Source organism: Leifsonia sp. NPDC077715, assembly GCF_040686855.1.
GTDB lineage: Bacteria > Actinomycetota > Actinomycetes > Actinomycetales > Microbacteriaceae > Leifsonia.
The window spans coordinates 214,352-238,064 of record NZ_JBFBOG010000002.1; the positions used below are offsets into that span (position 1 = coordinate 214,352).

At 71.4% G+C, this 23,713-nt stretch carries 23 protein-coding genes; 8 read left to right on the top strand and 15 right to left on the bottom strand.

What is annotated here, in order from left to right; all coding sequences use genetic code 11:
* Window positions 1-103: 103 nt before the first annotated feature.
* The 9 genes from AB0P25_RS07995 to AB0P25_RS08035 all read right to left on the bottom strand — a co-directional run bounded on the left by AB0P25_RS07995 (window position 104) and on the right by AB0P25_RS08035 (window position 8,530).
* Entirely contained in the window at window positions 104-1,144 is a 1,041-nt protein-coding gene (locus AB0P25_RS07995; RefSeq protein ID WP_363806509.1) for an NAD(P)/FAD-dependent oxidoreductase, read from the bottom strand.
* Entirely contained in the window at window positions 1,141-1,668 is a 528-nt protein-coding gene (locus AB0P25_RS08000; RefSeq protein WP_363806510.1) for an isoprenylcysteine carboxyl methyltransferase family protein, read from the bottom strand. Before AB0P25_RS08000 ends, AB0P25_RS07995 begins: the two co-directional genes overlap by 4 nt.
* A gap of 30 nt (window positions 1,669-1,698) precedes the next feature.
* Window positions 1,699-2,820: a 3-oxoacyl-[acyl-carrier-protein] synthase III C-terminal domain-containing protein gene (locus tag AB0P25_RS08005; protein WP_363806511.1), complete on the bottom strand. Its 1,122-nt coding sequence runs from the start codon at window positions 2,818-2,820 to the stop codon at window positions 1,699-1,701.
* Between the two features lie 133 nt (window positions 2,821-2,953).
* Window positions 2,954-4,126 carry a mannitol-1-phosphate 5-dehydrogenase gene (locus AB0P25_RS08010; RefSeq protein WP_363806512.1) on the bottom strand — a complete coding sequence of 391 codons (1,173 nt, stop codon included), beginning with the start codon at window positions 4,124-4,126 and terminating at the stop codon, window positions 2,954-2,956.
* Complete coding sequence (locus AB0P25_RS08015) at window positions 4,123-4,560, bottom strand: PTS sugar transporter subunit IIA (protein ID WP_363806513.1); 438 nt, start codon at window positions 4,558-4,560, stop codon at window positions 4,123-4,125. Before AB0P25_RS08015 ends, AB0P25_RS08010 begins: the two co-directional genes overlap by 4 nt.
* Window positions 4,557-6,185 (bottom strand): PTS mannitol transporter subunit IICB, encoded by a 1,629-nt coding sequence (locus AB0P25_RS08020; RefSeq protein ID WP_363806515.1) that lies wholly within the window; start codon window positions 6,183-6,185, stop codon window positions 4,557-4,559. The genes AB0P25_RS08015 and AB0P25_RS08020 overlap by 4 nt, the downstream gene beginning before the upstream one ends.
* 29 nt (window positions 6,186-6,214) lie before the next feature.
* The gene (ptsP, locus tag AB0P25_RS08025) at window positions 6,215-7,888 is read right to left on the bottom strand and encodes a phosphoenolpyruvate--protein phosphotransferase (RefSeq protein ID WP_363806516.1); all 1,674 of its coding nucleotides are present in this window, start codon (window positions 7,886-7,888) and stop codon (window positions 6,215-6,217) included.
* Between the two features lie 2 nt (window positions 7,889-7,890).
* Complete coding sequence (locus tag AB0P25_RS08030; protein ID WP_064111988.1) at window positions 7,891-8,157, bottom strand: HPr family phosphocarrier protein; 267 nt, start codon at window positions 8,155-8,157, stop codon at window positions 7,891-7,893.
* A gap of 64 nt (window positions 8,158-8,221) precedes the next feature.
* On the bottom strand, window positions 8,222-8,530 hold the full coding sequence (locus AB0P25_RS08035) for a PTS IIB subunit (protein WP_363806517.1): 309 nt from the start codon (window positions 8,528-8,530) through the stop codon (window positions 8,222-8,224).
* A 161-nt stretch (window positions 8,531-8,691) separates the two neighbouring features.
* On the opposite strand from AB0P25_RS08035, the gene AB0P25_RS08040 reads away from it, so the two are divergent.
* Window positions 8,692-10,596, top strand: a complete 1,905-nt coding sequence (locus tag AB0P25_RS08040) for a PRD domain-containing protein (protein WP_363806518.1) — start codon at window positions 8,692-8,694, stop codon at window positions 10,594-10,596.
* Between the two features lie 90 nt (window positions 10,597-10,686).
* On the opposite strand, the gene AB0P25_RS08045 is transcribed toward AB0P25_RS08040, so the two are convergent.
* From AB0P25_RS08045 to nucS, 4 genes are all read right to left on the bottom strand, one after another.
* Window positions 10,687-11,133 carry a hypothetical protein gene (locus AB0P25_RS08045; RefSeq protein ID WP_363806519.1) on the bottom strand — a complete coding sequence of 149 codons (447 nt, stop codon included), beginning with the start codon at window positions 11,131-11,133 and terminating at the stop codon, window positions 10,687-10,689.
* Window positions 11,134-11,230: 97 nt separating this feature from the next.
* Window positions 11,231-11,908, bottom strand: a complete 678-nt coding sequence (locus AB0P25_RS08050) for an HAD hydrolase-like protein (protein WP_363806520.1) — start codon at window positions 11,906-11,908, stop codon at window positions 11,231-11,233.
* A 37-nt stretch (window positions 11,909-11,945) separates the two neighbouring features.
* A complete protein-coding gene (locus tag AB0P25_RS08055; RefSeq protein WP_363806521.1) occupies window positions 11,946-12,371 on the bottom strand; it encodes an SseB family protein in 426 nt (141 codons plus the stop codon).
* Window positions 12,371-13,066 (bottom strand): endonuclease NucS, encoded by a 696-nt coding sequence (gene nucS, locus AB0P25_RS08060; protein WP_363806523.1) that lies wholly within the window; start codon window positions 13,064-13,066, stop codon window positions 12,371-12,373. The genes AB0P25_RS08055 and nucS overlap by 1 nt, the downstream gene beginning before the upstream one ends.
* A gap of 40 nt (window positions 13,067-13,106) precedes the next feature.
* On the opposite strand from nucS, the gene AB0P25_RS08065 reads away from it, so the two are divergent.
* Window positions 13,107-14,153 (top strand): lactonase family protein, encoded by a 1,047-nt coding sequence (locus tag AB0P25_RS08065; RefSeq protein WP_363806524.1) that lies wholly within the window; start codon window positions 13,107-13,109, stop codon window positions 14,151-14,153.
* A 71-nt stretch (window positions 14,154-14,224) separates the two neighbouring features.
* On the opposite strand, the gene AB0P25_RS08070 is transcribed toward AB0P25_RS08065, so the two are convergent.
* Window positions 14,225-15,490 (bottom strand): MFS transporter, encoded by a 1,266-nt coding sequence (locus tag AB0P25_RS08070; RefSeq protein ID WP_363806525.1) that lies wholly within the window; start codon window positions 15,488-15,490, stop codon window positions 14,225-14,227.
* Between the two features lie 69 nt (window positions 15,491-15,559).
* Here AB0P25_RS08070 and AB0P25_RS08075 point away from each other — a divergent pair, with 69 nt between their 5' ends.
* A complete protein-coding gene (locus AB0P25_RS08075) occupies window positions 15,560-16,630 on the top strand; it encodes a LacI family DNA-binding transcriptional regulator (RefSeq protein WP_363806526.1) in 1,071 nt (356 codons plus the stop codon).
* Window positions 16,631-16,653: 23 nt separating this feature from the next.
* On the top strand, window positions 16,654-17,862 hold the full coding sequence (locus AB0P25_RS08080; protein ID WP_363806527.1) for an amidohydrolase: 1,209 nt from the start codon (window positions 16,654-16,656) through the stop codon (window positions 17,860-17,862).
* A 253-nt stretch (window positions 17,863-18,115) separates the two neighbouring features.
* Here AB0P25_RS08080 and AB0P25_RS08085 read toward each other — a convergent pair whose 3' ends face one another.
* On the bottom strand, window positions 18,116-19,456 hold the full coding sequence (locus AB0P25_RS08085; protein WP_363806528.1) for an MATE family efflux transporter: 1,341 nt from the start codon (window positions 19,454-19,456) through the stop codon (window positions 18,116-18,118).
* Between the two features lie 72 nt (window positions 19,457-19,528).
* Between AB0P25_RS08085 and AB0P25_RS08090 the strand changes: the two genes are divergently transcribed.
* From AB0P25_RS08090 to AB0P25_RS08105, 4 genes are all read left to right on the top strand, one after another.
* Complete coding sequence (locus tag AB0P25_RS08090) at window positions 19,529-20,146, top strand: hypothetical protein (RefSeq protein WP_363806529.1); 618 nt, start codon at window positions 19,529-19,531, stop codon at window positions 20,144-20,146.
* A gap of 85 nt (window positions 20,147-20,231) precedes the next feature.
* Window positions 20,232-21,023, top strand: coding sequence for a hypothetical protein (locus AB0P25_RS08095; protein WP_363806530.1), 792 nt, complete (start codon window positions 20,232-20,234; stop codon window positions 21,021-21,023).
* 54 nt (window positions 21,024-21,077) lie between these two features.
* Window positions 21,078-22,019, top strand: coding sequence for an ABC transporter ATP-binding protein (locus AB0P25_RS08100; protein WP_363806531.1), 942 nt, complete (start codon window positions 21,078-21,080; stop codon window positions 22,017-22,019).
* A complete protein-coding gene (locus AB0P25_RS08105) occupies window positions 22,016-23,710 on the top strand; it encodes a hypothetical protein (RefSeq protein ID WP_363806532.1) in 1,695 nt (564 codons plus the stop codon). Before AB0P25_RS08100 ends, AB0P25_RS08105 begins: the two co-directional genes overlap by 4 nt.
* The last annotated feature ends 3 nt before the right edge of the window (window positions 23,711-23,713 follow it).

Below are 23,713 nucleotides of genomic sequence, written 5' to 3' on the forward strand. Positions count from 1 at the left end.
TACTAATCGTTCCACCCCACGTGCGGCGACAATCCACAGGGTTACACATGCTTTATAAGCCCCATTTCGCACGTGATGCATGCAGTGTGTGCAACCGCGCCACTCAGCGGGACAGGCGCTCCACGATCGAACCGAACAGCTCGGGACGTCGCACGGCGGCGGGCACGATCCGCGGCCGATAGCGCGATCGCGCCGCGACCACCAGCGCGGAGGTCAGCATCCGGAAGTCCCGCGTGGTCGCCCTCCACGCCCGCTCGTACCGCTCCACATCCCCGGAGCGCACCGCGGCGATGGCCGCACGCGCCTGCGCGAAGCCGACGCGCATCCCCTCGCCGGTGAGAGCGTCCACATACCCGGACGCGTCCCCCGCGAGCAGCACGCGTCCGGTCGACCGGGACCGCGCCCGCTGGAGCAGCGGACCGGCACCACGCGGCTCCGAGACCGCCGCGATCCCGTCCAGCCGCCCGGCGAGCTCGGGAATGCCCGCGACGACCGCGTCCACATCCAACGGCCGCGCACCCAGCACGGCGACGCCGACGGTCCGCTCGTCGACGGGGGTCACGTACGCCTCCGCGCCGTCCGACCAGTGCACCTCCACGAGGGAGGTCCACGGCTCGATGGCGAAATGCTTCCGGAGCCCGAACCGTCGACGGGAGCCCGGCTGCGACCGTCCCTCCAGGCCGACCATCCGCCGCACGGGGGAGTGCAGCCCGTCCGCGGCGACGACCCACGGTGCGTCGACGGTCTCCCCGTCGTTCAGGGCCAGCGTCACGCCCTCGCGGCGCTGGGTCACGCCGGTGACCTTCGCGTGGATGCGGTGGACGCCCATCTCGGCAGCGCGCTCGGCCAGGGCCTGGTGCAGCACGGTCCGTCGCACTCCCCGGCCCGGCCGCTCGGCGAACCGGTGCTCGACGCGTGAGGCGGCGTCCACGTAGGCGATGCCGTCGAGTCGACGACCGGCCGGGTCGACGCCGATGCGGTGCAGAGCGGCCAGCGCTCCGGGCATCAGCCCCTCGCCGCACGCCTTGTCGATGGGTCCGACGCGCGGCTCGACGAGGACGACGTCCATGCCGTCGATCCGTGCCTCGATCGCGCACGCCAGCCCGATCGGCCCCCCGCCGACGACGACGACATCCGGTTTCATGCGCGCGCGGGCTCCCCGAGCACGGTCGCAAGCGCGCGGTTCTCGCAGCGGATGCGCACCACGAGCAGCCAGGCGTTCAGCACGGTGAAGGCGAGGGCCGTGATCCACGCGGTGTGCACCAGCGGAAGGGCGAAGCCCTCGACCACGACCGCGACGTAGTTGGGATGCGTCAGCCAGCGGTAGGGGCCGCGATGCACGAGCGGGAGGTCGCGCACCACGATCACGCGGGTGTTCCAGCGCGGTCCGAGTGTGGCGATGCACCACCACCGCAAGGCCTGACTCGCGAGCACCAGCACGAGCATCGGCCAGCCGAGCCAGGGGATGAACGGGCGGTCGAGGAACCACACCTCCGCCAGGCAGGCGAGAAGCAGCCCGGTGTGCAGCGCGACCATCGGCGGGAAGTGGCCCCGCCCGAACTCGACGCCGCCGCGCTCGAAGGACCATTTCGCATTGCGGGTCGAGACGATGAGCTCGGCGATGCGCTCGGCGCCGGTCGCGAGGATGAGGATGGTGTACCAGATCACGATGCTGTCCAGATCACGACGCCGCCCGGATCACGATGCGATCGCCTGCGCCGGTGCGCTCACGGTCGCCGGAGCCGCCCGGCGCTCGCCGTCGGCCCATCGGAGCAGCACCAGCTCGCTGGTCACCCCCGGCCCCAACGCGAACAGCAGCCCGATGGTTCCGGCGGCGTGCGCATCCAACTGCTCGGCGAGCACGTGCAGCACCGCGGCCGAGGACAGATTGCCGACGTTGGCGAGGGACCGCCAGCTGGCGTCGAGCGCACCCTCCGGGAGGTCGAGCGCCTGCGAGAACGCCTCCAGCACCTTCGGTCCGCCGGGATGCGCGGCCCACGCGCCGACGTCGGAGACCTCCAGCCCGTGCGCAGCGAGGATTCCGCGTGCGTCGCCCGCGAAGTTCCGCTCGATGACGTCCGGGACGCCCGCGCTGAGCACGATGCGGAAGCCGGTCCCGCCGATGTCCCAGCCGATCACGTCCGCGGTGTCGGGATAGATGTGGCTGCGCGAGTCCACGACCTCCGGACCCGCGAGGCCCAGCTGCTCGGCGCGGCGGTCGCCGACCATGACGACGGCGGCGGCGCCGTCGCCGAACAGTCCGCTCGCGACGATGTTCGCCATGGAGTCGTCGCTGGCCTGCACGGTCAGGGAGCACAGTTCGACCGACAGCAGCACGGCCACCTCATCCGGGTGGCCGGCCAGGTAGTCGTTCACGCGGGCGATCCCGGCTGCCCCGGCGACGCATCCCAGCCCGAAGCTCGGCAGGCGCTTGACGTCCGGGCGCAGGCCGAGGCGCGCGACGAGCTGGGCGTCGATCGAGGGTGCCGCGATGCCGGTGACCGTGGTGAAGAGGAGGAAGTCGACGTCCGCCGGTGCCAGCCCCGCGTCGCTCAGAGCGGCCGTCAGCGCGCGTTCGGCGAGCGAGGTCCCCTCGGCGATGAAGTAGTCGTTCGACTCCTGGAACGAGGCCAGCGAGCTGTAGCGCTCGAGCGGCATCACGAGGCTCCGTGTCAGCACGCCGGAGGAGGCGTGGATGCGCCGCATCACCTGCTGTCGACCCGGGTCGGATGTGATCATCGCGAGCAGCGCAGCGGTGATCTCCCCCTGGCTGTAGCTGCGCGCGGGGAGGACCGGCGCGACCGACACGATTCGACTCACAAGCGAAACGTACCACCGGCCCCAGCCCCGGACACCGGTCGTCGGCGAACACCCAGCCCCAGCCGCCGAGGACAGGAAAAACGCTCCGGATCGGGGGAATCCGGAGCGTTTTTCCCGTGCTCGGCGGCTCGGCTCAGAGGGATTCGTCGCGGCGGTCGCTCTGAGCGGCGGAGACCACGGCGGTGAGGGGGTCGTGGAGCGTGTCGCCGGGGGCGACGCCCATGACCTCCTCGACGATCGCGGAGGCGTCCGCCTCGTCGAGCAGGCGCTGCAGCTCGACGCTCTGGGTGTCCTCGGGGACGTCGAAGCGCAGGGCCGCACCGATCGCCGCGACCAGCGCCTCGGGGACGCCGCCCACGTACTCCGCGTAGTCGGACGCCGGGCCGACGAACCGGTCGTTGCGGCCGAGCTTGCGGATCGGCTCGCGGCCGACGCGGGTCACCTCATCCACCAGGTACGGGTTGGCGAACCGGCCGAGGATTTTCGCGCGGTACGCGGCCAGCTCCTCCTCCGACAGCCCGTGCTTCGCGGACAGCGCCGCCGACGTCTCGCGGAGCGCCGCCTCGGCGGCCTCGCGCACCTCGGGGATGCCGATCGCCTCGCTGATCGTCGTCGCGCCCTTCAGGAAGCCCGTGTAGGCGACCGTCGCGTGGCCGGTGTTGACCGTGAACAGCTTGCGCTCGATGTACGGGCCCAGCGAGTCCACGAAGTGCGCACCCGGGATGCGCGGCTCGTGGCCGGCGAACGGCGTGCGGTCGACGACCCACTCGTAGAACGTCTCCACGGTGACGTCGATGCCGGCGTCCGGCGCTTGGGCCGGGACGATCCGGTCGACGGCGGTGTTCGCGAAGACCGTGCGTGCACCCAGCTCCTCGCGGGTGTCGTCGTCCGCGAGGCCGTCCATCAGCTCGGCGGCCAGCAGGTCGGAGGCGCCGATCGCGTTCTCGCACGCCATCACGGCGAGCCGTGGCGCGTCCTCGGCGCGGGCAGCCAGCCCGCGGGCGATCACAGGCGCGACGAACCGGAGGATGCGCGGGCCGACCGCCGTCGTGACGACGTCCGCCGTCGCGATCTCGGCGACCAGCGCCTCCTCGTCCGTGGCGCTGTTGATCGCGCGGAAACCGGTGACCGTCTTGGTCTCCGACTCCTCGCCCACCAGGTGGACGTCGTACGAGTCGGCGGCGGCCAGCGCGTCGATCAGCTCGGCGTTGACGTCGGCGAACACGACCTCGTACCCGGCTTCGTGGAGCAGGAGCCCCACGAAGCCGCGTCCGATGTTGCCCGCACCGAAGTGGACGGCCTTCACTCGTTCACATCTCCCAGCAGCGCGTACAGCGCATCCGCGTCCGGAGCCTCCAGCAGCTTCTGCACGTCGTCCTCCTCCGAGAAGAGGATGGCGATCTTGGACAGGATCTCCAGGTGCTCGTTGTTCTGCCCGGCGATGCCGACGACGAACCGCACCTCCTCGCCGCCCCAGTCGAGCGGCGAGGAGTAGCGGATGAAGGACAGCGCCGACCGCTTGATCTCGTCCTTGGACTCGTTGGTGCCGTGCGGGATGGCGAGGCCGTTCCCCATGAAGGTGGAGACGGTGTTCTCGCGGTCCTGCATCGAGTCGACGTAACCCGGCTCGACGGCGCCGGCGCGAACCAGCAGCTCACCCGCCTCGCGGATCGCGTCCTCCCGCGTGGTCGCGGAACCCGCGGCCACGACGTTCGCCCGGTCGAGAATCTGGTCGGTCATTTGTTCGCGTTCTCCGTTTCAGCGTTCTGGGGGGTCTTCTGCTGGTTGGCGACGAGGTCGACGACCTCGTCGTACTTGGGGCTGTTCATGAAGTTGTCGACCGACACGTGGAGCGAGTTCGGCGACTGGCCCTTCGCGCGGTCGGTGAGCTCGCGCTGCGTGATGACCAGGTCGGCGGTGCCGTCGAGGTTGCTGATGGCCTGGTTGGTCACCGTCACCCCTTCCACGCCGGCCTTCTTGATCTTGTTGCGCAGCACGGACGCGCCCATCGCGCTCGAACCCATCCCAGCGTCGCACGCGAACACGATGTTCTGCACCAGTCGCTTGGTGGCGTCGCCCTGGGCGTCGCCGGTGTCGTGCTCGCCCTCCTGGACCAGGCCCTCGAGGATCGAGGACTCCTTGCCCTTGTTGGCCTCGGTCTGCGCGACGGCGGCCGACAGGTCGCCCGCGTTGCCCGCGGCGAGGTCGCGCTTGCGGCTGGCCCGCAGGATGATCGACGCCACGATGAACGACACGGCGGCCGCGAGAACCACGGAGAGCGTCACGCCCACGAAGCTGTCCGCCGGGGTCTGCAGCAGCACCGCGATGATCGATCCGGGCGAGGCCGGGGCACGCAGTCCCGAGTTGAAGGTGACGTTGGTCGCGATGCCGGTCATGCCGCCGAGGATGGCCGCGATGATGATGGCCGGCTTCATGAGCACGTACGGGAAGTAGATCTCGTGGATGCCGCCGACGAACTGGATCAGCGCCGCGCCCGGGGCGCTCGCCTTGGCGATGCCGAGGCCGAAGATCGAGTAGGCGATCAGGATGCCGAAGCCGGGGCCGGGGTTGGCCTCCAGCAGGAACAGGATCGACTTGCCGGTCTGCTGCGCCTGCTCGACGCCCAGCGGGGTGAGCACGCCGTGGTTGATGGCGTTGTTGAGGAACAGCACCTTGCCCGGCTCGATCAGGATGCTCGCGAAGGGCAGCAGGTGCGCCGAGACGAGCCAGTTGACCGCTCCGCCCAGGACCGAGCTCAGCCACTCGACGATCGGCGCGATCCCGAAGAAGGCGGCGATCGAGAGCAGCATGCCGACGATGCCGGCGGAGAAGTTGTTGACCAGCATCTCGAAGCCGGCCTTGATCTTGCCCTCCCAGAGGCGGTCGACCTGCTTCATGACCCAGGCGGCGCCCGGGCCGAGGATCATGGCGCCGATGAACATCGGGATGGTGGATCCGACGATCACGCCCATGGTCGCGATCGCGCCCACGACGCCGCCGCGGACGCCGTAGACCATGCGGCCGCCGGTGTTCGCGATGAGCAGCGGGAGCAGGTACGTGATCATCGGGCCGACCAGGCCGACGTACTGCTGGAAGGTGTGGCCGCTCGGGTCCTGGGAGAGCACGGTCGCCGCGCCCTGCCAGCCGATCTTCGCCTGGTCGCCGAAGCCGCCGAGGATTGGGCTGATCGCCCATCCCGTGTTCTGCAGCCATCCGGTCGCGATGAACAGGGCCGTGATGAACCCCCACGCGATGAACGCGGGGATGTTCGGCATGACCATGTTGGAGAGGAAGGTGCCGAACCGCTGCACGTGGACGCGTGCACTGCTCGGCTTCTTCGGCGTCGTCGCTGTCGCCGTCGTCATTTCGGTGCCTCTTTCTGGTGTGTCGGGGGTTAGGAGGTGAACCGCTCGGCGGCCGCGCGGACCGCTTCCCGGGCTTCGGCCGCGCCATCGGCGGCCAGGGCGGTCTCGGCCAGGGATCGGGCCTGTCCGAGGGTGTAGCGCTTGAGGGAGAGCCGCACGTCGGCCAGGGCCGCCGGCGACATGGAGAGGGTGGTGGCGCCGAGTCCGACGAGCACCACGGCGAGCAGCGGGTCCGCTGCCGCCTCGCCGCAGATCCCGACCGGCTTGCCATGCGCGACGCCCGCCGCGCCGACCTCGCCGATCAGGCGGAGGACGGCGGGATGCCACGGGTCCTGGAAGCCGGCGACCGAGCCGAGCAGGCGGTCGGCCGCGAGGGTGTACTGCGTGAGGTCGTTGGTCCCGATGGACGCGAAGTCGGCCACCTGCAGGACGCGGTCGGAGAGCAGCGCGGCCGAGGGGACCTCGACCATGACGCCGACCGTCTTGAGGCCGTACTCGCGGCCCAGCTCGGTGAAGTAGCGCGTCTCCTCGACGGTGGACACCATCGGCGCCATGACCCAGAGGTCGGCGTCCGTCTGCGCGTCCGCTTCGGCGAGGGCCGTCAGCTGCTCGCGGAGGATGTCCTCGTTGGCGCGCAGCGAGCGCAGGCCGCGGAGGCCCAGGGCCGGGTTGTCCTCGTGGGCGTCGTTGAGGAATTCCAGCGGCTTGTCCGCGCCGGCGTCGAGCACGCGGACGACGACCTTCTTGCCGCCGAACGCGCTCAGGAGCTTGATGTACTGCTCGCGCTGCTGCTCCACGGTGGGCGCCATGCGCGCGTCGAGGAACAGGAACTCGGTGCGGAACAGCCCGACGCCCTCGGCGCCCGCGGCGACCGCGCCCTCGGCGCCTTCGGCCGAGCCGAGGTTCGCCAGCAGCGGGATGGCCGTGCCGTCCGCCAAGGCGCCCGGCTCGACGCCGCCCGCGAGCGCGGCCGCGCGCTCGTCGATGCGGCGCTGCGCGTCGGCGCGCTGGTCGTCGGTGGGGGCGACGGTGACGGTGCCGGATGCCGCATCCACGACGACCTCGTCGCCGTCGGCCAGCTGGTCCGCGCCCGCGGCGCCGACCACGGCGACGATGGACTTCTCGCGCGCCAGGATCGCGGTGTGCGAGGTCGGCCCGCCCTCCTTGGTCACCAGACCGAGCACCTTCGTCAGGTCGAGCAGGGCGGTGTCGGCGGGGGCGAGGTCGTGGGCGACCAGGATGTACGGCTCGTCCGAGTGGGGGACGCCCGGCGCGGGCTTGCCCTCCAGCGCCGCGACGACGCGCTGCGAGACATCGTCGAGGTCGCCGGCGCGCTCGCCCATGTAGCCGCCGAGGTCCTTCAGCATGTCGCGGAAGACCGCGAAGCCCTCGAACACGGCGCGCTCGGCGGTCTTCCCGCCGTCGATCCGGGAGGCGACGTCGTCGGCGAGGGTGGAGTCCTCGGCCATCATCGACTGCGCCTCGAGCACGTCGGCCGCGGTCCCGCTGACGGTGGACGCGCGCTCGCGGAGGTCGGCGGCGACCGTGGCCACCGCCTCCTGGACGCGCGCCTTCTCCTCGTCAGGGGTGCGCGTGCTCGGCTGGTCGGCCGGCTCGGGCAGCGGGGCCGACATCCGCAGGACGCGGCCGATGGCGACGCCCTGGCCGATGCCGGCGCCGGTGAGAGTGGATGAATCGCTCATGATCAGGCGTCGTGGTCCGTGGCCAGGATCTCGGCCAGGTCGTCGAGGACGGCCTCGCCGTTGTCCGCGTCGGTGGTGAGCACGATCTTGTCGCCGTGGTCGATGCCCAGCGAGATCACGCCCAGGATGCTGCCGGCGTCGACGGTCTTGCCGCCCTCCTTGGTCAGCTTCACCTTCGCGCCCGAGCCGTTGACCGCCTCGACGAAGAGCTTCGCCGGGCGGGCGTGCAGCCCGTGCGCCGATCCGACGGTGATGATCCGTTCAGCCATGGTCATGATCTCCTTCGCTCCGTGCCGGCCGGGATGGCCGCCCCCATTCTTCGAATGGCTCTGCTCATACTGTCGTCGCCTTGGCGCTGAGGGCCAGGTCCAGTGCGCGCTCGCCGTCGAGGGCCGCGGGGGAGACGGGGGGCAGCACGGCGACGGCGGTGCCGGTGGCGGCCGCGCGCTCGCGCAGGCCGGGGACGGCGTACTCGAGGTGCGCGCCGACGAGGACGACGTCCACGCCGTCCAGGGAGTCCAGCTGGCTGGCGCTGCCGGGCTCGACCTCGACGATCGCCCCGCGGGTCCGGGCGGCGCTGCGCAGCTTGACGGCCACGAAGGTGCTGGACGCGCCGGCGCCGCAAACAACCACGATCCTCATCGATCTTGCCTTTCCGGGGTGGAGCTCATGGGACGTCGATCATGGTCTCTCCGGCTCGCGGCACGGTTCCAGCAGCGTTTCTTCCGGGGGTGCGGAAAGATGGGCGGAACTCCCGGCGGCGGCCCGGCGGAGTGGTTGACTCGTCTCGGAAGGTGGTCCCGGTGGCGCTCTCGGCGAAGCAGACGAGGATGCTCGACATCCTCGCGCGTCGTGCTGCCTGGGTGACGGCGGGCGAGCTCGCGCGCGACATCGGCGTGACGACCCGCAGCATCCGGTCGTACGCCGCCGCACTCGGCGAACTGGTCGAGTCCGGACCGAGCGGCTACCGGGTCAAGACGGACGCGTACGCCGCCTACCTGGCCGGCGACGGCACCTCGGAGGCGGGCACCGCGGGGTCGCCGCAGGAGCGGCTGGTCTTCCTGGTCCGCCGTCTGCTCGATGAGCCCGAGGGCGTGGACGTGTACGAGACCGCCGAGAGCCTGTTCGTCTCCGACTCCACCATCGAATCCGACCTGACCCGGATGCGCGGGCTGCTCGCGGGCACCGAGCTGTCGCTGGAGCGGCACGGCGCCACGGTGCAGCTGCTCGGGCCGGAGATCGCCCGGCGCAAACTGCTCAGCCGCCTGTTCCGCGACGAGATGCGGCAGAGCGTGGTGGATGTGGCGCGGATCCAGGAGGCCTTCGGATCGCAGGGGCTGGCCGAGTTCAAGTCCGACTTGGTGGCGATGCTGGATGCGCGGGGCTTCTTCGTCAACGAGTACGGCATCAACGACGTGCTGCTGCACATGGCGGTCGCCCTCGACCGCGTTGCCAAGGACCGGGTGCTGCCCACGGTCGAGGAGCCGGAGGCGAGCGAGACCATCCGCTCGCTCGCCCGCGACCTCGGCGAGCTGATCGAGCGGCACTTCGGCACCGCCCTGGACCCCACCGAGCTGCGCTACCTCGCCATCCTGATGCGCACGCGGGTGATCGCCCCCGGCGCGGGACGCGACACTGTCGCGGAGTTCGTCAGCCCCGCCGACCTGGAGGTGGTCCGCGGCATCATCGACCGCGCGTCCACCGAGTACCTGGTCGACCTGCACGACGAGGACTTCATCGTGCGGCTGACCCTCCACGTCCAGAATCTGATCGCGCGGGCGCACGAGAACACGTACTCGCGCAATCCGCTCACCCGGTCCATCAAGAGCTCGTACCCGATGATCTACGAGCTGGCCGTCTACATCGCGAGCCGGCTGCAGGCGGCGGAGGGCATCGCCGTCAACGACGACGAGATCGCCTACATCGCGATGCACGTCGGCGCCTACCTGGAGCAGCAGTCGCGGCGGCGGGATGCGGTCACCTGCGCGGTGGTGTGCCCGAACTACTACGACATGCACATCCTGCTGCGCGATCGGCTCGAGAGCACGCTCGGCGACGAGCTCGACATCACCAGCGTCATCACGTCGACCGACGCCGACTGGGATGCGATCGACGCGGACCTCGTGCTGACGACGATCGACCCGCTGGTCCGGCGCGAGAACACGGTCATCGTGCAGCCGTTCCTGACCGAGACGGATGTGGAGCACGTGCGGCAGGCCGCCTCCCGCATCCGCCGCCAGCGCCACCGCGCGCGCATCAAGAGCGAGCTGCTGGAGTACTTCGACGAGACCCTGTTCCTGCGCAACTTCTACGCGCGCGACCCCATCACGATGATCCGCGCCCTCGGCGACCGGATGATCGCGGCCGGGGCCATCGACCAGGAGTACGTGGATCAGACGGTCGAGCGCGAGCAGATGTCGTCGACGGCGTTCACCGACTCGCTCGCGGTGCCGCACTCCATGACGATGAGCGCCAAGCGGACGGCGATCGCGATCGTGGTCAACGACACCGCGATCGACTGGGGCGACGCGCGCGTGAACGTGATCGCGTTCATCGCCTTCTCGGCGGAGGGACGTGCATCCTTCCAGACCGTGTTCGACCAGTTCGTCGAGGTCTTCTCCGACCGAGACGCCGTCCTGGCCCTGATCCGCCGCGCCGACACCTTCACCGCATTCATCGACGAGCTCGTCCGCATGATCGACGCCTGACCCACCCCCGAGTACACAAAGAGTGCACGCCGACCGCGTGGTCAACGTGCACTCTTTGCGTACTCGACGGCGGGCGCCGAGCGGGTGGTATTAGTTAGCGGTGACGGCGTAGGTGACCGAGACGCCGGGGGTCTTCACCGAGACGGTGTACTTGTCGTTGGTGTAGACGGCCGCGGAGTCGGTGCCGCCGGCCTGCTCGGTGTAGCCCTTCGCCTTCAGCGCGGAGGTGGCGTCGGCGAAGCCGTTCTTGCCCTTCGGCTGCACGGTGACCGACCAGCCGTTGTCCTTGTCGCCGCGGGCGACCACGACGGTGCCCTCGACGAGCGGCACGTCGTTCTTCGGGAAGTCGGCGGGCAGCTCCTCGGACTTCTGATCGGAGCCCGAGCCGGCCTCTGCGGTGGCCTTGGCCGACGAGGACGACCCCGGCGTCTCCGGAGTGACGTAGTTGCTGTTGCCGTTGGACGAGCAGCCGGCCAGCGTGGCGATGGTCAGGGCCGCGACGATGGCGGCCGGAACGAACGGATTACGTGTGCGCATGTGAATTCCTAGTGCTGTATGAGGTGCGGTATCGCAACCACTCAGCCTACTCGCGCACGCCGGCCCGCGCGGGACAGTGCCTGCACGGAACTTTCGTTCAGCCCATGAGGAGCTGGCTCAGCTGATCGGCGGAATGCACGACCGCAATCGCGCCCGCCGCCTCGGCGGGGGAGCCGTAGCCCCACTCGACGAGGATGGTCGGCAGACCGTGCGCGCCCGCGCCCTCCACGTCGTACGCCCGGTCGCCCACCATGACGGTGTGGTCGAGGTCGACGCCGCGCTCGCCGAGGCGGCGCAGGGCCTCGGCCACGACGTCCGCCTTCGCGCTGCGGCTCTCGTCCTCGGTCGCGCCGGTGATGACGTCGAAATACTTCGCGAGACCGAAGTGCTCGAGGATGCGCGTGGCCTGGATCTCCGGCTTGCTCGTCGCCAGCGCGATCGGGATGCCGGAGGCGTGGACGCGCTCCAGCAGGCCGCGGATGCCCGGGAAGACGGCCGAGTCGAGGGCGCCGTGCTCGGCGTAGTCCGCACGGTAGACGGCGAGCGCTTCGCGCGCCTCCGGCTCGGTCATGCCGCCGAACTTCTCGAGCGAATCGAGCAGCGGCGGTCCGACGTACTCGAGCAGCTGGGCGGGGGTCGGCACGGGTCGGCCCAGCGCCGCGAACATGCGGGCGAGCGAAGAGGTGATGCCGGGGGCGGAGTCGGTGAGGGTGCCGTCGAGGTCGAACAGGATGCAGGTCCAGGTGCGGGTGACGGTGGGGGTCGGGTTGGTCATAGCGGTCCTACTGTATGTCAGGTATCTGGGGCCCGGGTCAGCGCTCGCTGAGGGCGGACTCGATGTGTGAGCGCGCGACGACCATGGTGTGCTCCGCTCCCGGGTCGAACTGCACGGCCACGAAGTCGGCGGTGCGGATGAAACCGAGGGCTTCCAGCGCCGGCACGATGACGGCCTGGACGCGCGCGCCCTCGCCCTCCGCGGTCTGCGCGACGGCGGCTCGGAGCGCGTTCATCGAGGTGAAGAGCGGGAGCACCGCCTCGCCGGTGGTGGAGCTGATCGTGCGGAGGCGCGTGTCCTGCGGGGTGGACCCGGTCACGTCCACGACCAGGCCGCCCTTCGTCGCGGCGGTGAGCAACGCGTCCAGGTTCTCGAGCGTCGGCTCGGCCGTGATCGCGGCCAGCGCCTTCTTGACGGGGCCGTTCTCGTAGCTCTGCGGGAAGCGCGGTGCCGGGCGGGCCATCAGAACAGCCTGCTGTCGCTGTCGTCGAGGCCGCGCATCGCGTCGTAGTCGAGCACCAGGCAGCGGATGCCGCGGTCCTCGGCGAGGGTGCGGGCCTGCGGCTTGATCTCCTGCGCGGCGAACACGCCGGTCACCGGCGCGAGGTGCGGGTCGCGGTTCATCAGCTCCAGGTAGCGGGTCAGCTGCTCGACGCCGTCGATGTCGCCGCGGCGCTTGAGCTCGACCGCCACCGCGGCTCCCTGACCGTCGCGGGCGAGGATGTCCACGGGACCGATCGCGGTCATGTACTCGCGGCGGACCAGCACGTGGCCGTCGCCCAGCAGGTGGATCTGCTCGGCGAGGAGCTTCTGCAGGTGCGCCTCCACGCCGTCCTTCTGGAGCCCGGGGTCGACGCCGAGGTCGTGCGCGGTGTCGCTCAGGATCTCGTGGATGGACACCACGAGCATGTCCGCCGTCTTCGCCTGGGTGACGCGCCACACCTCGCGGATGCCGGCCGCCTGCTGCAGTTCGTCCGGCTCGTCGACCGTGAGGGTGCAGGGCGGGCTCATCCAGTTGAGGGGCTTGTAGGAGCCGCCGTCGGAGTGGACGAGGAGGCTGCCGTCGGCCTTCAGCATCAGCAGGCGGGTGGCCAGGGGCAGGTGCGCGCTGAGCCGGCCGGCATAGTCGACGGAGCAGGTGGCAATGACGAGACGCACCGGAACATCCTACGTGCGCGCGCGGTGGTTGGATGGGCGCATGCCCCGCGAACTCCTCATCGGCACGTACACCGAGACCCTTCCGCACGTCGACGGCCACGCGGAGGGGGTGCTGGCGGCGTCGTTCGACGGGACGGCGCTGACGGACGTCCACGTCGCGGCGCACCTGACGAATCCCTCCTGGGTGTCGGTCGCCCCGGGCGGCGCCGCGGTCTACGCGGTGAGCGAGAACGAGCCGGACGGCCGCGTCGTCGCCTTCGCGCGCGCGTCCGACGGTGTGCTGACGGAGCTGGCCTCGGCCTCGAGCGTGGGAGCGTCGCCGGCGCACCTGGTCGTGCATCCCACCCTCCCGCTGCTCGTCACGGGCACGTACGGAAGCGCCACCGTGTCCGTCTACGCGCTGAACGACGACGGCGGCCTCGGCGAGCGGACCGCGTTCGTGCAGCACGAGGGACGCGGCCCCGACCCGGAGCGGCAGGATGCGCCCCACGTGCACCAGCTGAGCATCGACCCGGTGACCGGGGATGTCGTGGTGGTCGACCTCGGCCTCGGCGAGGTGCGCTGGTACGCGTTGTCGGATGCGGGCGAGCTGCGCCTGCGTCCCGAGGCGACGGTGGTCGTGGGATCGGCGGGGCCGCGGCACCTGGCGTTCACCGCCGACGGGACGCACGCCCTCCTCGTCAACGAGCTCGACTCCAGCATCGATGTGCTGCGGCGGGAGGGCGACCGTTTCGTCCGGGAGCAGAGCACGACGACGCGTGCGGACGACGCGACCGGGGATAACGCTCCGGCGGCCGTGTGCGTCACCTCCTCCGGCACGACCGTGCTCGTCAGCAACCGCGGCGACGACACCATCGCCGTGTTCGCCTTCGATCCAGGGACGTCGCGGGTCTCGCTCGTCGACTCCGTGCCGGTCGGCGGCCGGACGCCGCGGGACCTCGCCATCACGCCCGAGGGGGACCGCGTGCTCGCCGCCTGTCAGGACAGCGACGAGGTCACGGTCTTCGCCTTCGACGAGCCGAACCGCGCGCTCACCCTCCTCGGCGCCTCGCCCGTCCCCACCCCCGTCCGCATCGCCTTCCCCTGACTACGTGAAGTGCAGCTTCTTGCGCAGTGCGACGGCGTGTCCACCGCAGTTAGCTGCACTTCGGCGGGCCACTAGGCGGGGTCGGAGGCGGGCTCGCGGGCCGGGGCGGGAGCGGCGACCGGGCGCACGGCGGGCGCCGCGAGGAACGCGGCAACCAGCAGCGCGAGGACGAGGAACAGCGCGTTCAGCAGGCCGAAGTGCTGGCCCAGGAAGCCGATCAGCGGAGGTCCGGCGAGGAACGCGCAGTACCCGATGATCGCCACCGCGGAAACGCGCGCAGCGGGGTTCGCCGCACCGTCGGCGGCGGCCGACATCCCGAGCGGGAAGCCCAGGGACACGCCGAAGCCCCACAGCACGGTGCCGATCACGACGACCCACATGGGTCCGCCGACGATGAACAGCACCAGCCCCACCGCGCCCATCCCGGCGGTGATCCGGATGGCGGCGACGCGCCCGATGCGGTCCACGATCGGTCCGCCGACCACACGTCCGACTGTCATCGCGGCGACGAAGAAGCCGAAGACCACCGCGCCGATCGAGTTCGACTGGCCGTGGCCGTCCACCACAGCGAGCGAGATCCAGTCGTTCGCCGAGCCCTCACCGAACGCCATCCCGAGCATGACCACGCCGATCAGGATGAGACGCCAATCCGCCCAGACCGCCAGCGACGTGCGCATGCGCTCGCCGAAGGGGATGCGCTCGGTCGGGGCCGCGACCTCGTCGCCGAGCTCCGCCTCCCGCGGGATGTAGCGGATGGCGACCAGGGCGACCACGACGATCGCCACCGCGATCCCCAGCAGGTGCCACGCGACCGGCACCGCCAGCCAGGCGGCGAGTGCGCCGATGCCCGCGCCGAGCACGGTCCCGAGGCTGAAGCACGCGTGCATCAGCGGCAGCAGCGTCTTGCCGATCTCGCGCTCGACCGCCGTCGCCTCGACGTTCATCATCACATCGACCATGCCGTTGCCGAAGCCGAGCAGCACGAGGCCGATCGCGACCAGCGGGATGCTGTGGAAGGTCGTCGAGCCGAACCCGATGGCGAGCGTGCCGATCGCGACGATCACGAGTCCGCCGACCATCCCGCGGTGCGGTCCGAACCGCACGAGCAGGGGCGACGAGACCGAGAGGCCCGCGATGGCACCGATCGACATGCCCAGGATGAGCAGACCGACCGCCGACGGGTCCTTGCCGAGGCCCAGGTCGTCGCGGACGCCGGGGATGCGCGCCACCCAGGAGGCCACCGCCAGGCCGCTCAGGATGAATATTACGAACACCGCGTTGCGCCAGGCTCGCAGCTCTCGGCGGGTGCGCGTCGGGGTGGAGGTCGGCTGTGACATCGGTGCGATTCCTGTGTTTTCGGCGGCTCGAATCGTTTCGATCGAAACGATTCGACTAAGCTACCACACGTGAACGAACCCAGCACAGCCCCCACGGGCGTCCGGCCGACGCTGGCCGCGGTCGCCCGTCTGGCCGGCGTGTCCAACTCCACGGCGTCGCTCGCCTTCTCGGGCACCGGGCCGGTCTCCGACGCCACGCGCGAGCGCGTGCTCGACGCCGCGAAGCGCCTCAACTACGCCGGCCCCGATCCGCGGGCCCGCTCCCTCCGCCGCGGCCGCTCCGGCATCGTCGGCGTGGTCATGGAGGAGCGCGTCCGCGACGCGTTCCGCGACCCGATCAAGATCGCCCTCCTCGACGGCATCACCGAGGAGATCGGCGCGATCGACGCAGGCCTCCTCATCCTCACCGACGCGGGCGAGGCCGCCCAGCGCATCGAGGACGCGCCGATGGATGCCGTGGTGCTCGTCGGCTGCAGCCCCCGGCTGGACGAGTCGGTCGCCACGCTCCGCCAGCGCGGCATCCCGCTCGTCGCGATCGAGGGCGACCCGGCCGACGGCGTTCCCACCATCGGCCAGGACAACCGCGAGGCGACCCGCATCGCCGCGCAGCACCTGCACGACCTCGGTCACCGCGACGTCGCCGTGGTCACCCTCTCGCTCACCCGTGACCGGGCCCGCGGCGCGCTGACGCCCGACCGGATGGCGGCGGCCAGCTCCACCACCGCGATCGAACGCCTCGCCGGAGCGCGCGACGTCTTCCCGGACGCGGGCGGCTGGGTCACCCGCGGCTCCTTCGTCGAGGAGGGCCGTGCCGCCGGCCGCGCCCTGCTGGCCGACCCTGCCCGGCGTCCGACCGCGATCATCGCCCAGAGCGACCTGCTGGCCGCGGGCGTCATCCGCGCCGCCGAAGAGCTCGGGCTGACGGTCCCGGGCGATGTCAGCGTCGTCGGCTTCGACGGCGTCCGCGTCGACGGACTCTGGCCGTACGACCTCACCACCCTCGTCCAGCCGGCCGTCGAGAAGGGCCGCGCCGCCGGGCGGGCCGTGGTCGACATGCTCGAGGGCGGCGAGCCGCATCCGTCCACCTTCACCAGCGTGTTCCATCAGGGCAACACCACGGCGGCTCCGCGGGAGGGCTAGCGGCCCGGTCGTAGGCTGGCGGTATGGATCTCGAAGCGCTGTACCGCGACCTGCACGCCCACCCCGAACTCGCCTTCACCGAGCACCGCACCGCCGGCATCGTCGCCGACCACCTGACGGAGCTCGGCCTCGAGGTCCACACGGGCATCGCCACGACCGGCGTCGTCGGCGTGCTGCGGAACGGCGAGGGCCCGACGGTGCTGCTGCGGGCCGACATGGATGCGCTCCCGGTCCGCGAGCAGACCGGACTGCCGTGGGCCTCGACCGAGACCGTGACGGACGCGGCGGGCAACACGGTTCCGCTGATGCACGCGTGCGGCCACGACATCCACATCACCTGCCTGCTGGGGGCGGTCGAGTCGCTGAACGACGCGCGGTCGGAGTGGTCCGGGACGCTGATCGCCCTGTTCCAGCCCGCCGAGGAGCACGGCGGCGGCGCGCAGGTGATGGTCGAGGACGGCCTGTTCGAGAAGATCCCGGTGCCGGATGTGGTGCTCGGCCAGCACGTCCTGCCGGCCCCCGCGGGCATGGTCGGCGCTCACGCCGGCGCCGCGATGGCCGCGGTGGACACCATGGAGGTGACGCTGCACGGACGCGGCGGTCACGGCTCGCGCCCCGAGACCACCATCGACCCGGTCGTGATGGCGGCGGCGACGGTGATGCGGCTGCAGACCGTCGTCTCGCGCGAGATCGCGCCGCAGGACACCGCCGTGGTCACGGTCGGCAGCCTCCACGCGGGCACCAAGAACAACATCATCGCCGCCGAGGCCACCCTCGGGATCAGCGTCCGCAGCTTCAACGAGGAGGTGCGGCAGCGCGTGCTGGACGGCGTGCACCGCATCATCCGCGCGGAGTCGGAGGCGTCCGGAGCACCGAAGGCGCCCGACATGGAGTGGGGCGAGCGGTACCCGGTGACCGTCAACGAGCCGGACGCCACGGCCCGGGTCAACGCGGCGTTCGCGGCCGAGTTCGGCGAGGACAAGGTGCTAGCACCGGGCGCCCTCTCCGGCAGCGAGGACGTCGGCAATCTGGCCACCGCCGCCGGCGCACCGCTGGTCTACTGGATGCTCGGCGGAGCCGACCCGGAGACGGTTCTCGCCGCGATGGCGGCCGGGACGGTGGACACGGACATCCCGACCAACCACTCGCCCTTCTTCGCGCCGCTGCCGCAGCCGACCATCGACACCGGTGTGCGGGCGCTGGTGGTGGCCGCGCGGGAGTGGCTGGCCTGACCCGCCGCCCGCGAGACGGAGGAGTCCGCGGCTCGTCGGACGTGTGGCTCCTCCGTTCGACCCCCACGACGGGCGTTTTCGCATCTGAATCCTCCGCTTCGCGCAGAGGGCTCGCCGGCAGCTCTGCCGCCCTCCGCGCGAAAGGGAGGAGCCTTGATCGGCCACCGGCGTGTCGCCGCCAACGGGAGGAGTTGCGGCCGCCGCTAGGCCGACCATCCCTCCCTTTCGCGCGCGAGTATCCCGCGCGCAGGCGTCAGATCGTGGCGCCCGCGCGCATCCACACCCGGCCCCGGGCGCGCAGGCCCAGCGTGACGGCCCGCGCACCGAGGTAACCCAGCGCGAACGCGGCGGTGAGAGCGGCGAGCCCGACCGCGTCATGCGGGCCCCAGGCCGTCGCCGCGAACGCGAGCGGGACGAAGACCGCGACGTTGACGAGCCCGGTCAACGCCAGGTACCGGGCGTCGCCCGCGCCGATCAGCACGCCGTCGAGCACGAACACGTACCCGCCGAGCGGCGCACCGAGTCCCACGATCGCCAGGGAGAGCGGCAGCAATGCGGCGACAGACGCGTCGCTCGTGAACAGCGCCGCGGCGAACGGGCTCAGCGCGATGGTCACCACCCCGAGCACGGCACCCGCGCCGATTCCCCACTGGATGCAGCGGCGCAGCACGGCGCGGACGCCCTCCAGGTCGCCCTCGCCCAGCCCCTTGCCGATCAGCGCCTGCGCGGCGATCGCCAGGGCGTCGAGGGCGAAGGCCAGCGTAGCGAAGACGGTCATGGTCACCTGGAAGGCGGCGAGCTCGTCCGGCCCGAGCTGCGTCGCCGCGAAGACCGCCAGCAGCATCGCGGCGCGCAGGCTCGCCGTGCGCAGGAGCAGCCAGCCGCCCGCGCGGGCCGTGCGTCCGATGCCCGCGTGATGAGGGAGGAGCGGTGCGCCCACCCGGCGTGCGTACCGGGCGACGATCACCGCGTAGACGACCACCATCGCCCACTGTGCAGCGACCGTCCCCAGTGCCGAGCCGGCGATGCCGAGGCCGGCGAGGTAGATGAACACGAAGTTGAGGACGATGTTCGCTGCGAAGCCGGCCACCGCGACCGCCAGGGGTGTGCGGGTGTCCTGCAGGCCGCGGAGCAGGCCGGTCGCCGCGTAGACGATCAGCATGGCCGGAAGCCCGAGCATCGAGATCGTCAGGTAGCGCTCGGCCTGATCCGTCACGCCGGCGGAGGCGCCGAACAGTCCGACGAGGAACGGCGAGGCCGCCCATCCCGCCGCCGCGAGGACGACGCCCAGGACCAGCGCGAGCCAGCAGCCGTCCACTCCGGCGGTGACCGCGCCGCGGAGGTCGCCCGCGCCGAGCCGCCGCGCGACCGCCGGCGTCGTGCTGTACGCGAGGAACACCATCAGCCCGACGATCGTCTGGAGCACCGCGCTGGCGATGCCAAGACCCGCCAGCGGCTCCACTCCCAGGTGCCCGACCATGGCGGAGTCGGCCAGCAGGAACACCGGCTCGGCGACCAGGGCGCCGAGGGCCGGGACGGCGAGCCGCAGGATCTCGCGATCGACGGGACGGCGCAGGATGGTGCTCACGACCATCCACGCTAGCCCCGCCCGCCGACGCGCGGTGCCGCTGCCGCCGATGTCGGTGGTCGCCCATACGGTGGATCCATGAGCCAGCTGATGCCGGCACCCCTCGCCACGTGGATGTGGCGGCTGGAACGGGTGCGCAACGGGCGGACGGTGCTCACGAAGTCGCAGGCGACCACCGCGCGCGCCGACCTGGCGGGTGACCGTGCGGCGCATCCCGAGTCGTACGTCGGTTATGAGGAAGAGCTCGCGACGGCCCTGGACGAGCTCGACGTGCTGTCACGGCAGGCGAACCGCCACGACGACCTGCTGTCGGTCATGGCGGCCGACCGACGCCGTGCCGAGCGCGAGGCGCGGGCCGCAGGGTCGGACGTGTCGGCGTCGGCGCGGGCGCGCAGCTCCCTCGCGGCCGAGCACGACCGGGTCCCCGCAGGCCTGCCCGACCTCCTCTACCAGTGGGTGCACCGGCTCATCCGGTACCGGGCTGGTGTGAAGATCATCTCCCCGATCGAGGCGGCGCAGGCCGAGATCCGCCTGCGCAACGAGGCCGACCTGCGCCCAGGGCTGTACCGTGCCGGGGTGGCGGCGGGCTACTACCATCGCGCGGTCCGCGAGCTCGGCGAGATCGCCACGGCCGAGCGGCGTGGCCGCCGCGATCGGGATGGATCGATGCGCGGGCTGAGCGGCATCCTCGTCTGACGCACTCCCCGTCGGGCCGCAGCTGACTACGATCGAGCCAGATGCGTCGAGGGCGAACAGACGCGTCGAGGGCGAAGGGGGAGCGGTGAGTCCGAACGAGGCGGCCGACCTGCTGGGGGTGGCGCCGACGGCGTCGGTGGAAGAGGTGCACCGAGCTTACGAAGCGAAGCTCGCTGAGGCGGGTGACGACGTCCAGCGCCGTGACGCGGTGACGGCGGCGCGGGATGCGCTGCTCGCGGCGTCCGCGTGGCAGGCGCCGGCCGCGGCGCAGGCTCCGGCGTTCCCGGTCGCTGCGCCGCCACCGCACCCGGGATACGCGCCGCCACCCGCCGCGGCGGTTCCGCAGCCTCCGTACCCGGGAAGCGGCCCGACCGTCCCGCCGCAGCCGCCGTATCCCGCCGGCCCCTGGTACGCGGCGCCGCCGCCGCCGCGTCGCGGCCTGTCCACCGGAGCGATCGTCGGCATCACGCTGGGCAGCATCGCGGCGGCGCTGGTCATCCTGGTCGTGGTGTTCGTCGGCATCTTCGCGGTGGCCCACGAGTCGTCGCGGTTGGCCGGATCCGACGTCGGCTCGAGTGCCGTGCCATCGACCGCTCCGTCTGCGGGCGGTGACTCCGCTTCCACCGACGACTATGACGTCAACGGCGTGCACGTCCACAACGTCGATGGCTGGACCTTCGAGCTCACGGCCGATCGGATCTGCGCGGGGGCGCAGATCACCGCGGGCTTCTCCGACAGCGCGGATGGCGACGAACTCGATCGATGGAGCACCGTCGTCGACCTCCAGGCCGGCGTCCCGGTCACCCTGACGATCCCTGACTCGGCGTCCACGTACGACTACGCCTGGATCGACACGGTCGACTGCACGCAGGCCTGATTCGTAGAAATTACAACTTTCACGAATTACTGAAAAGAGCGTATGATCACGCTCATGAATGCGGTGATCGACGTCTCCGGACTCGAAAAGCGATTCGGGCGCGTGCGCGCCCTCGACGGTCTCGACCTGAGCGTGACGCAGGGGACCGTGCACGGCTTCCTCGGCCCGAACGGCGCCGGGAAGTCCACGACCATCCGGGTGCTGTTCGGCCTGGCGCGACCGGACGGCGGTCGCGCCGAGCTGTTCGGCCGCGACCCGTGGAAGGATGCGGTCGACCTGCACCGACGCATCGCCTATGTGCCGGGCGATGTCAGCCTGTGGCCGAACCTGTCCGGCGGGGAGGCGATCGACCTGCTTGCCCGCCTCCGCGGCGGTACCACGGACAAGACGGCGTACGCGTCACGGCGGCAGCGGCTTCTCGACGTGTTCCAGCTCGACCCGACCAAGAAGGGCCGCGCCTACTCCAAGGGCAACCGGCAGAAGGTCGCTCTCGTCGCCGCCTTCACCACCCCCGCCGATCTGTACATCCTCGACGAGCCGACCAGCGGTCTCGATCCGCTGATGGAGGCGGTGTTCGGCGCCGAGATCCGGCGCGTAGCCGCCGAGGGAGCGACCGTCCTGTTGTCGAGCCACATCCTGTCGGAGGTCGAGGAGCTGTGCGAGCGGGTGACCATCATCCGCGCCGGCCGCACGGTCGAGACCGGGACGCTGGACGAGTTGCGGCACCTCACCCGTACCGAGGTCTCCTTCCAGGCCGATGGGGTGTCTCAGGACGCGCTGGCGCAGCTCCCGAGCGCGCACGATGTCCTGATCCAGGACGGGCGCGTCCGCTTCACCGCCGACAGTGACGCGCTCGCACCGCTGCTGGCCGACCTGGCGCGGCTCGACGTCCGCGGGCTGACGGTCGCACCGCCCTCGCTCGAGGAGCTGTTCCTGCGGCACTACGGCGACGACCTCAGCCGGACGGCGCCCGAGTCGGTCGAGGCGCGGCGATGAGCACCGCGACCGCGCACCTGGAGCCCGCGCGCGCTCGCGAGGCGACGTCCGGGCCGCGCGCCTCGGCGATCCTGCGCGCCCTGATGCGACAACGGCTTCGGCGCGACCGCTGGCAGCTCATCATCTGGCTGCTCTCCATCGCCGCGCTCGCGGCGTTCTCGGCGGCGAGCGTCCAGCAGACCTACGCGTCCGCGGCGGGTCGGGACCAGCTGATCCGGCTGGCGATCGCCGACCCGACCATCCTGGTGCTGCGCGGGCTGCCGCAGGGATCGACCCTGCCCGCGCTGATCTTCTTCGAGATCTTCACGTTCCTCGCGCTGCTCGCCGGGCTCATGAACACTTTTCTCGCCGTGCGGCACTCGCGTGCGGAGGAGGAGTCCGGGCGGGCGGAGCTCGTCGCCTCCACGCCCGCCGGCCGTCTCCTGCCGACCGTCGCGACCGTGATCTACGCGGTCGTCGTGGACGTGATGCTCGCCATCCTGACCGCGCTGGGGTTCATCTCGACCGGGCTGCCGGTCGGAGGATCGTTCGTCGCAGGTGCCGCGGTCGGCGGCGCCGGACTGGCGTTCTTCGGCGTCGGGCTGCTGCTGGCGCAGATCATGAGCACGTCGCGGGGCGCGAACGGGTACGCCTCAGCGGTCGTGCTGGCCGCCTACCTCCTCCGCGGGATCGGTGACGCGATGGGGACGCCGTTCGGCGACGGCACCCACCTCCGGGCCGCCTGGCCGAGCTGGCTGAGCCCGATCGGCTGGGGCGAGCAGACGGCGGCCTACACCGCTGACTCCTGGTTGCCCATCCTGCTCCAGGTCGGCTTCGCGGCGGTGCTCGTGGTCGGCGTCTTCAGCCTGCAGGCCGCGCGCGACTCGGGCGCCGGACTCGTTCCCGAGCGGGCCGGCCGACCGACGGCATCCGGGACGCTGTCCGGCACGGTCGGCCTCGCCTGGCGCCTGCAGCGACCCGTGGTGATCGGCTGGACGGTCGGCGGCGCGCTCGGCGGCCTGTTGGCGGGAGCCCTCGGCAGCGCGATCAACAGCCAGCTGGCGAGCGACCCGAACCTCGCGGGCATCCGCGAGGCCATGCGGCGCATCGGCGCGGGTGGGTCCGGGCCGCTGACCGAGCTCTTCATCTCCGCGATCCTCTCGATCGTCGGTGTGCTCGCCGCGGCCTGTGCCGTGCAGTCGGTGATCCGCCTCCGTCAGGAGGAGCAGTCGGGAACGGCGGAGGTCCTGCTCGCGACGCCCGTGTCCCGCGTCCGGTGGATGTTCTCGTACGTCGGCGTGGGGATCGTCGCGGTGCTGGCGGTCCTGCTCGCCGCCGCGATCACCGCGGGCCTCTCCGCGGTCGCGGCGGGGGAGGACAGCTCGATGATCGGGCACGCGTTCGCCGCAGCCACGGCGCAGGCGCCGGTCGCGCTGGTCTACCTCGGAGTGCTGACGCTGCTGTTCGTCCTGCTGCCGAGCTGGACCGTCCCGGTCGGCTGGGCCGCCCTGGGGCTCGGCGCATTCGTCGGCATCTTCGGCGGTCTCATCCGACTCCCGGAGTGGATCCGTCACCTCTCGCCGTTCGCCGACGCCCCCGTCGTGGTCGGCGACGTCGACTGGACCGGGGGATACTGGATGCTCGGCATCACGATCGCCGCGCTCGCGGCTGCTGCGGCGCTGATCCGCCGACGCGACTTCGCCATCGGATAGAGA

What these genes read in the sequence shown, in the direction of transcription:
- AB0P25_RS07995 (WP_363806509.1), bottom strand. Translation starts at nt 1,144, where the DNA reads ATGAAACCGGATGTCGTCGTCGTCGGCGGGGGGCCGATCGGGCTGGCG.
- AB0P25_RS08015 (WP_363806513.1), bottom strand. Translation starts at nt 4,560, where the DNA reads ATGACCGACCAGATTCTCGACCGGGCGAACGTCGTGGCCGCGGGTTCC.
- AB0P25_RS08020 (WP_363806515.1), bottom strand. Translation starts at nt 6,185, where the DNA reads ATGACGACGGCGACAGCGACGACGCCGAAGAAGCCGAGCAGTGCACGC.
- ptsP (WP_363806516.1), bottom strand. Translation starts at nt 7,888, where the DNA reads ATGAGCGATTCATCCACTCTCACCGGCGCCGGCATCGGCCAGGGCGTC.
- AB0P25_RS08030 (WP_064111988.1), bottom strand. Translation starts at nt 8,157, where the DNA reads ATGGCTGAACGGATCATCACCGTCGGATCGGCGCACGGGCTGCACGCC.
- AB0P25_RS08035 (WP_363806517.1), bottom strand. Translation starts at nt 8,530, where the DNA reads ATGAGGATCGTGGTTGTTTGCGGCGCCGGCGCGTCCAGCACCTTCGTG.
- AB0P25_RS08045 (WP_363806519.1), bottom strand. Translation starts at nt 11,133, where the DNA reads ATGCGCACACGTAATCCGTTCGTTCCGGCCGCCATCGTCGCGGCCCTG.
- AB0P25_RS08050 (WP_363806520.1), bottom strand. Translation starts at nt 11,908, where the DNA reads ATGACCAACCCGACCCCCACCGTCACCCGCACCTGGACCTGCATCCTG.
- AB0P25_RS08055 (WP_363806521.1), bottom strand. Translation starts at nt 12,371, where the DNA reads ATGGCCCGCCCGGCACCGCGCTTCCCGCAGAGCTACGAGAACGGCCCC.
- AB0P25_RS08065 (WP_363806524.1), top strand. Translation starts at nt 13,107, where the DNA reads ATGCCCCGCGAACTCCTCATCGGCACGTACACCGAGACCCTTCCGCAC.
- AB0P25_RS08070 (WP_363806525.1), bottom strand. Translation starts at nt 15,490, where the DNA reads ATGTCACAGCCGACCTCCACCCCGACGCGCACCCGCCGAGAGCTGCGA.
- AB0P25_RS08080 (WP_363806527.1), top strand. Translation starts at nt 16,654, where the DNA reads ATGGATCTCGAAGCGCTGTACCGCGACCTGCACGCCCACCCCGAACTC.
- AB0P25_RS08085 (WP_363806528.1), bottom strand. Translation starts at nt 19,456, where the DNA reads ATGGTCGTGAGCACCATCCTGCGCCGTCCCGTCGATCGCGAGATCCTG.
- AB0P25_RS08090 (WP_363806529.1), top strand. Translation starts at nt 19,529, where the DNA reads ATGAGCCAGCTGATGCCGGCACCCCTCGCCACGTGGATGTGGCGGCTG.
- AB0P25_RS08100 (WP_363806531.1), top strand. Translation starts at nt 21,078, where the DNA reads ATGAATGCGGTGATCGACGTCTCCGGACTCGAAAAGCGATTCGGGCGC.
- AB0P25_RS08105 (WP_363806532.1), top strand. Translation starts at nt 22,016, where the DNA reads ATGAGCACCGCGACCGCGCACCTGGAGCCCGCGCGCGCTCGCGAGGCG.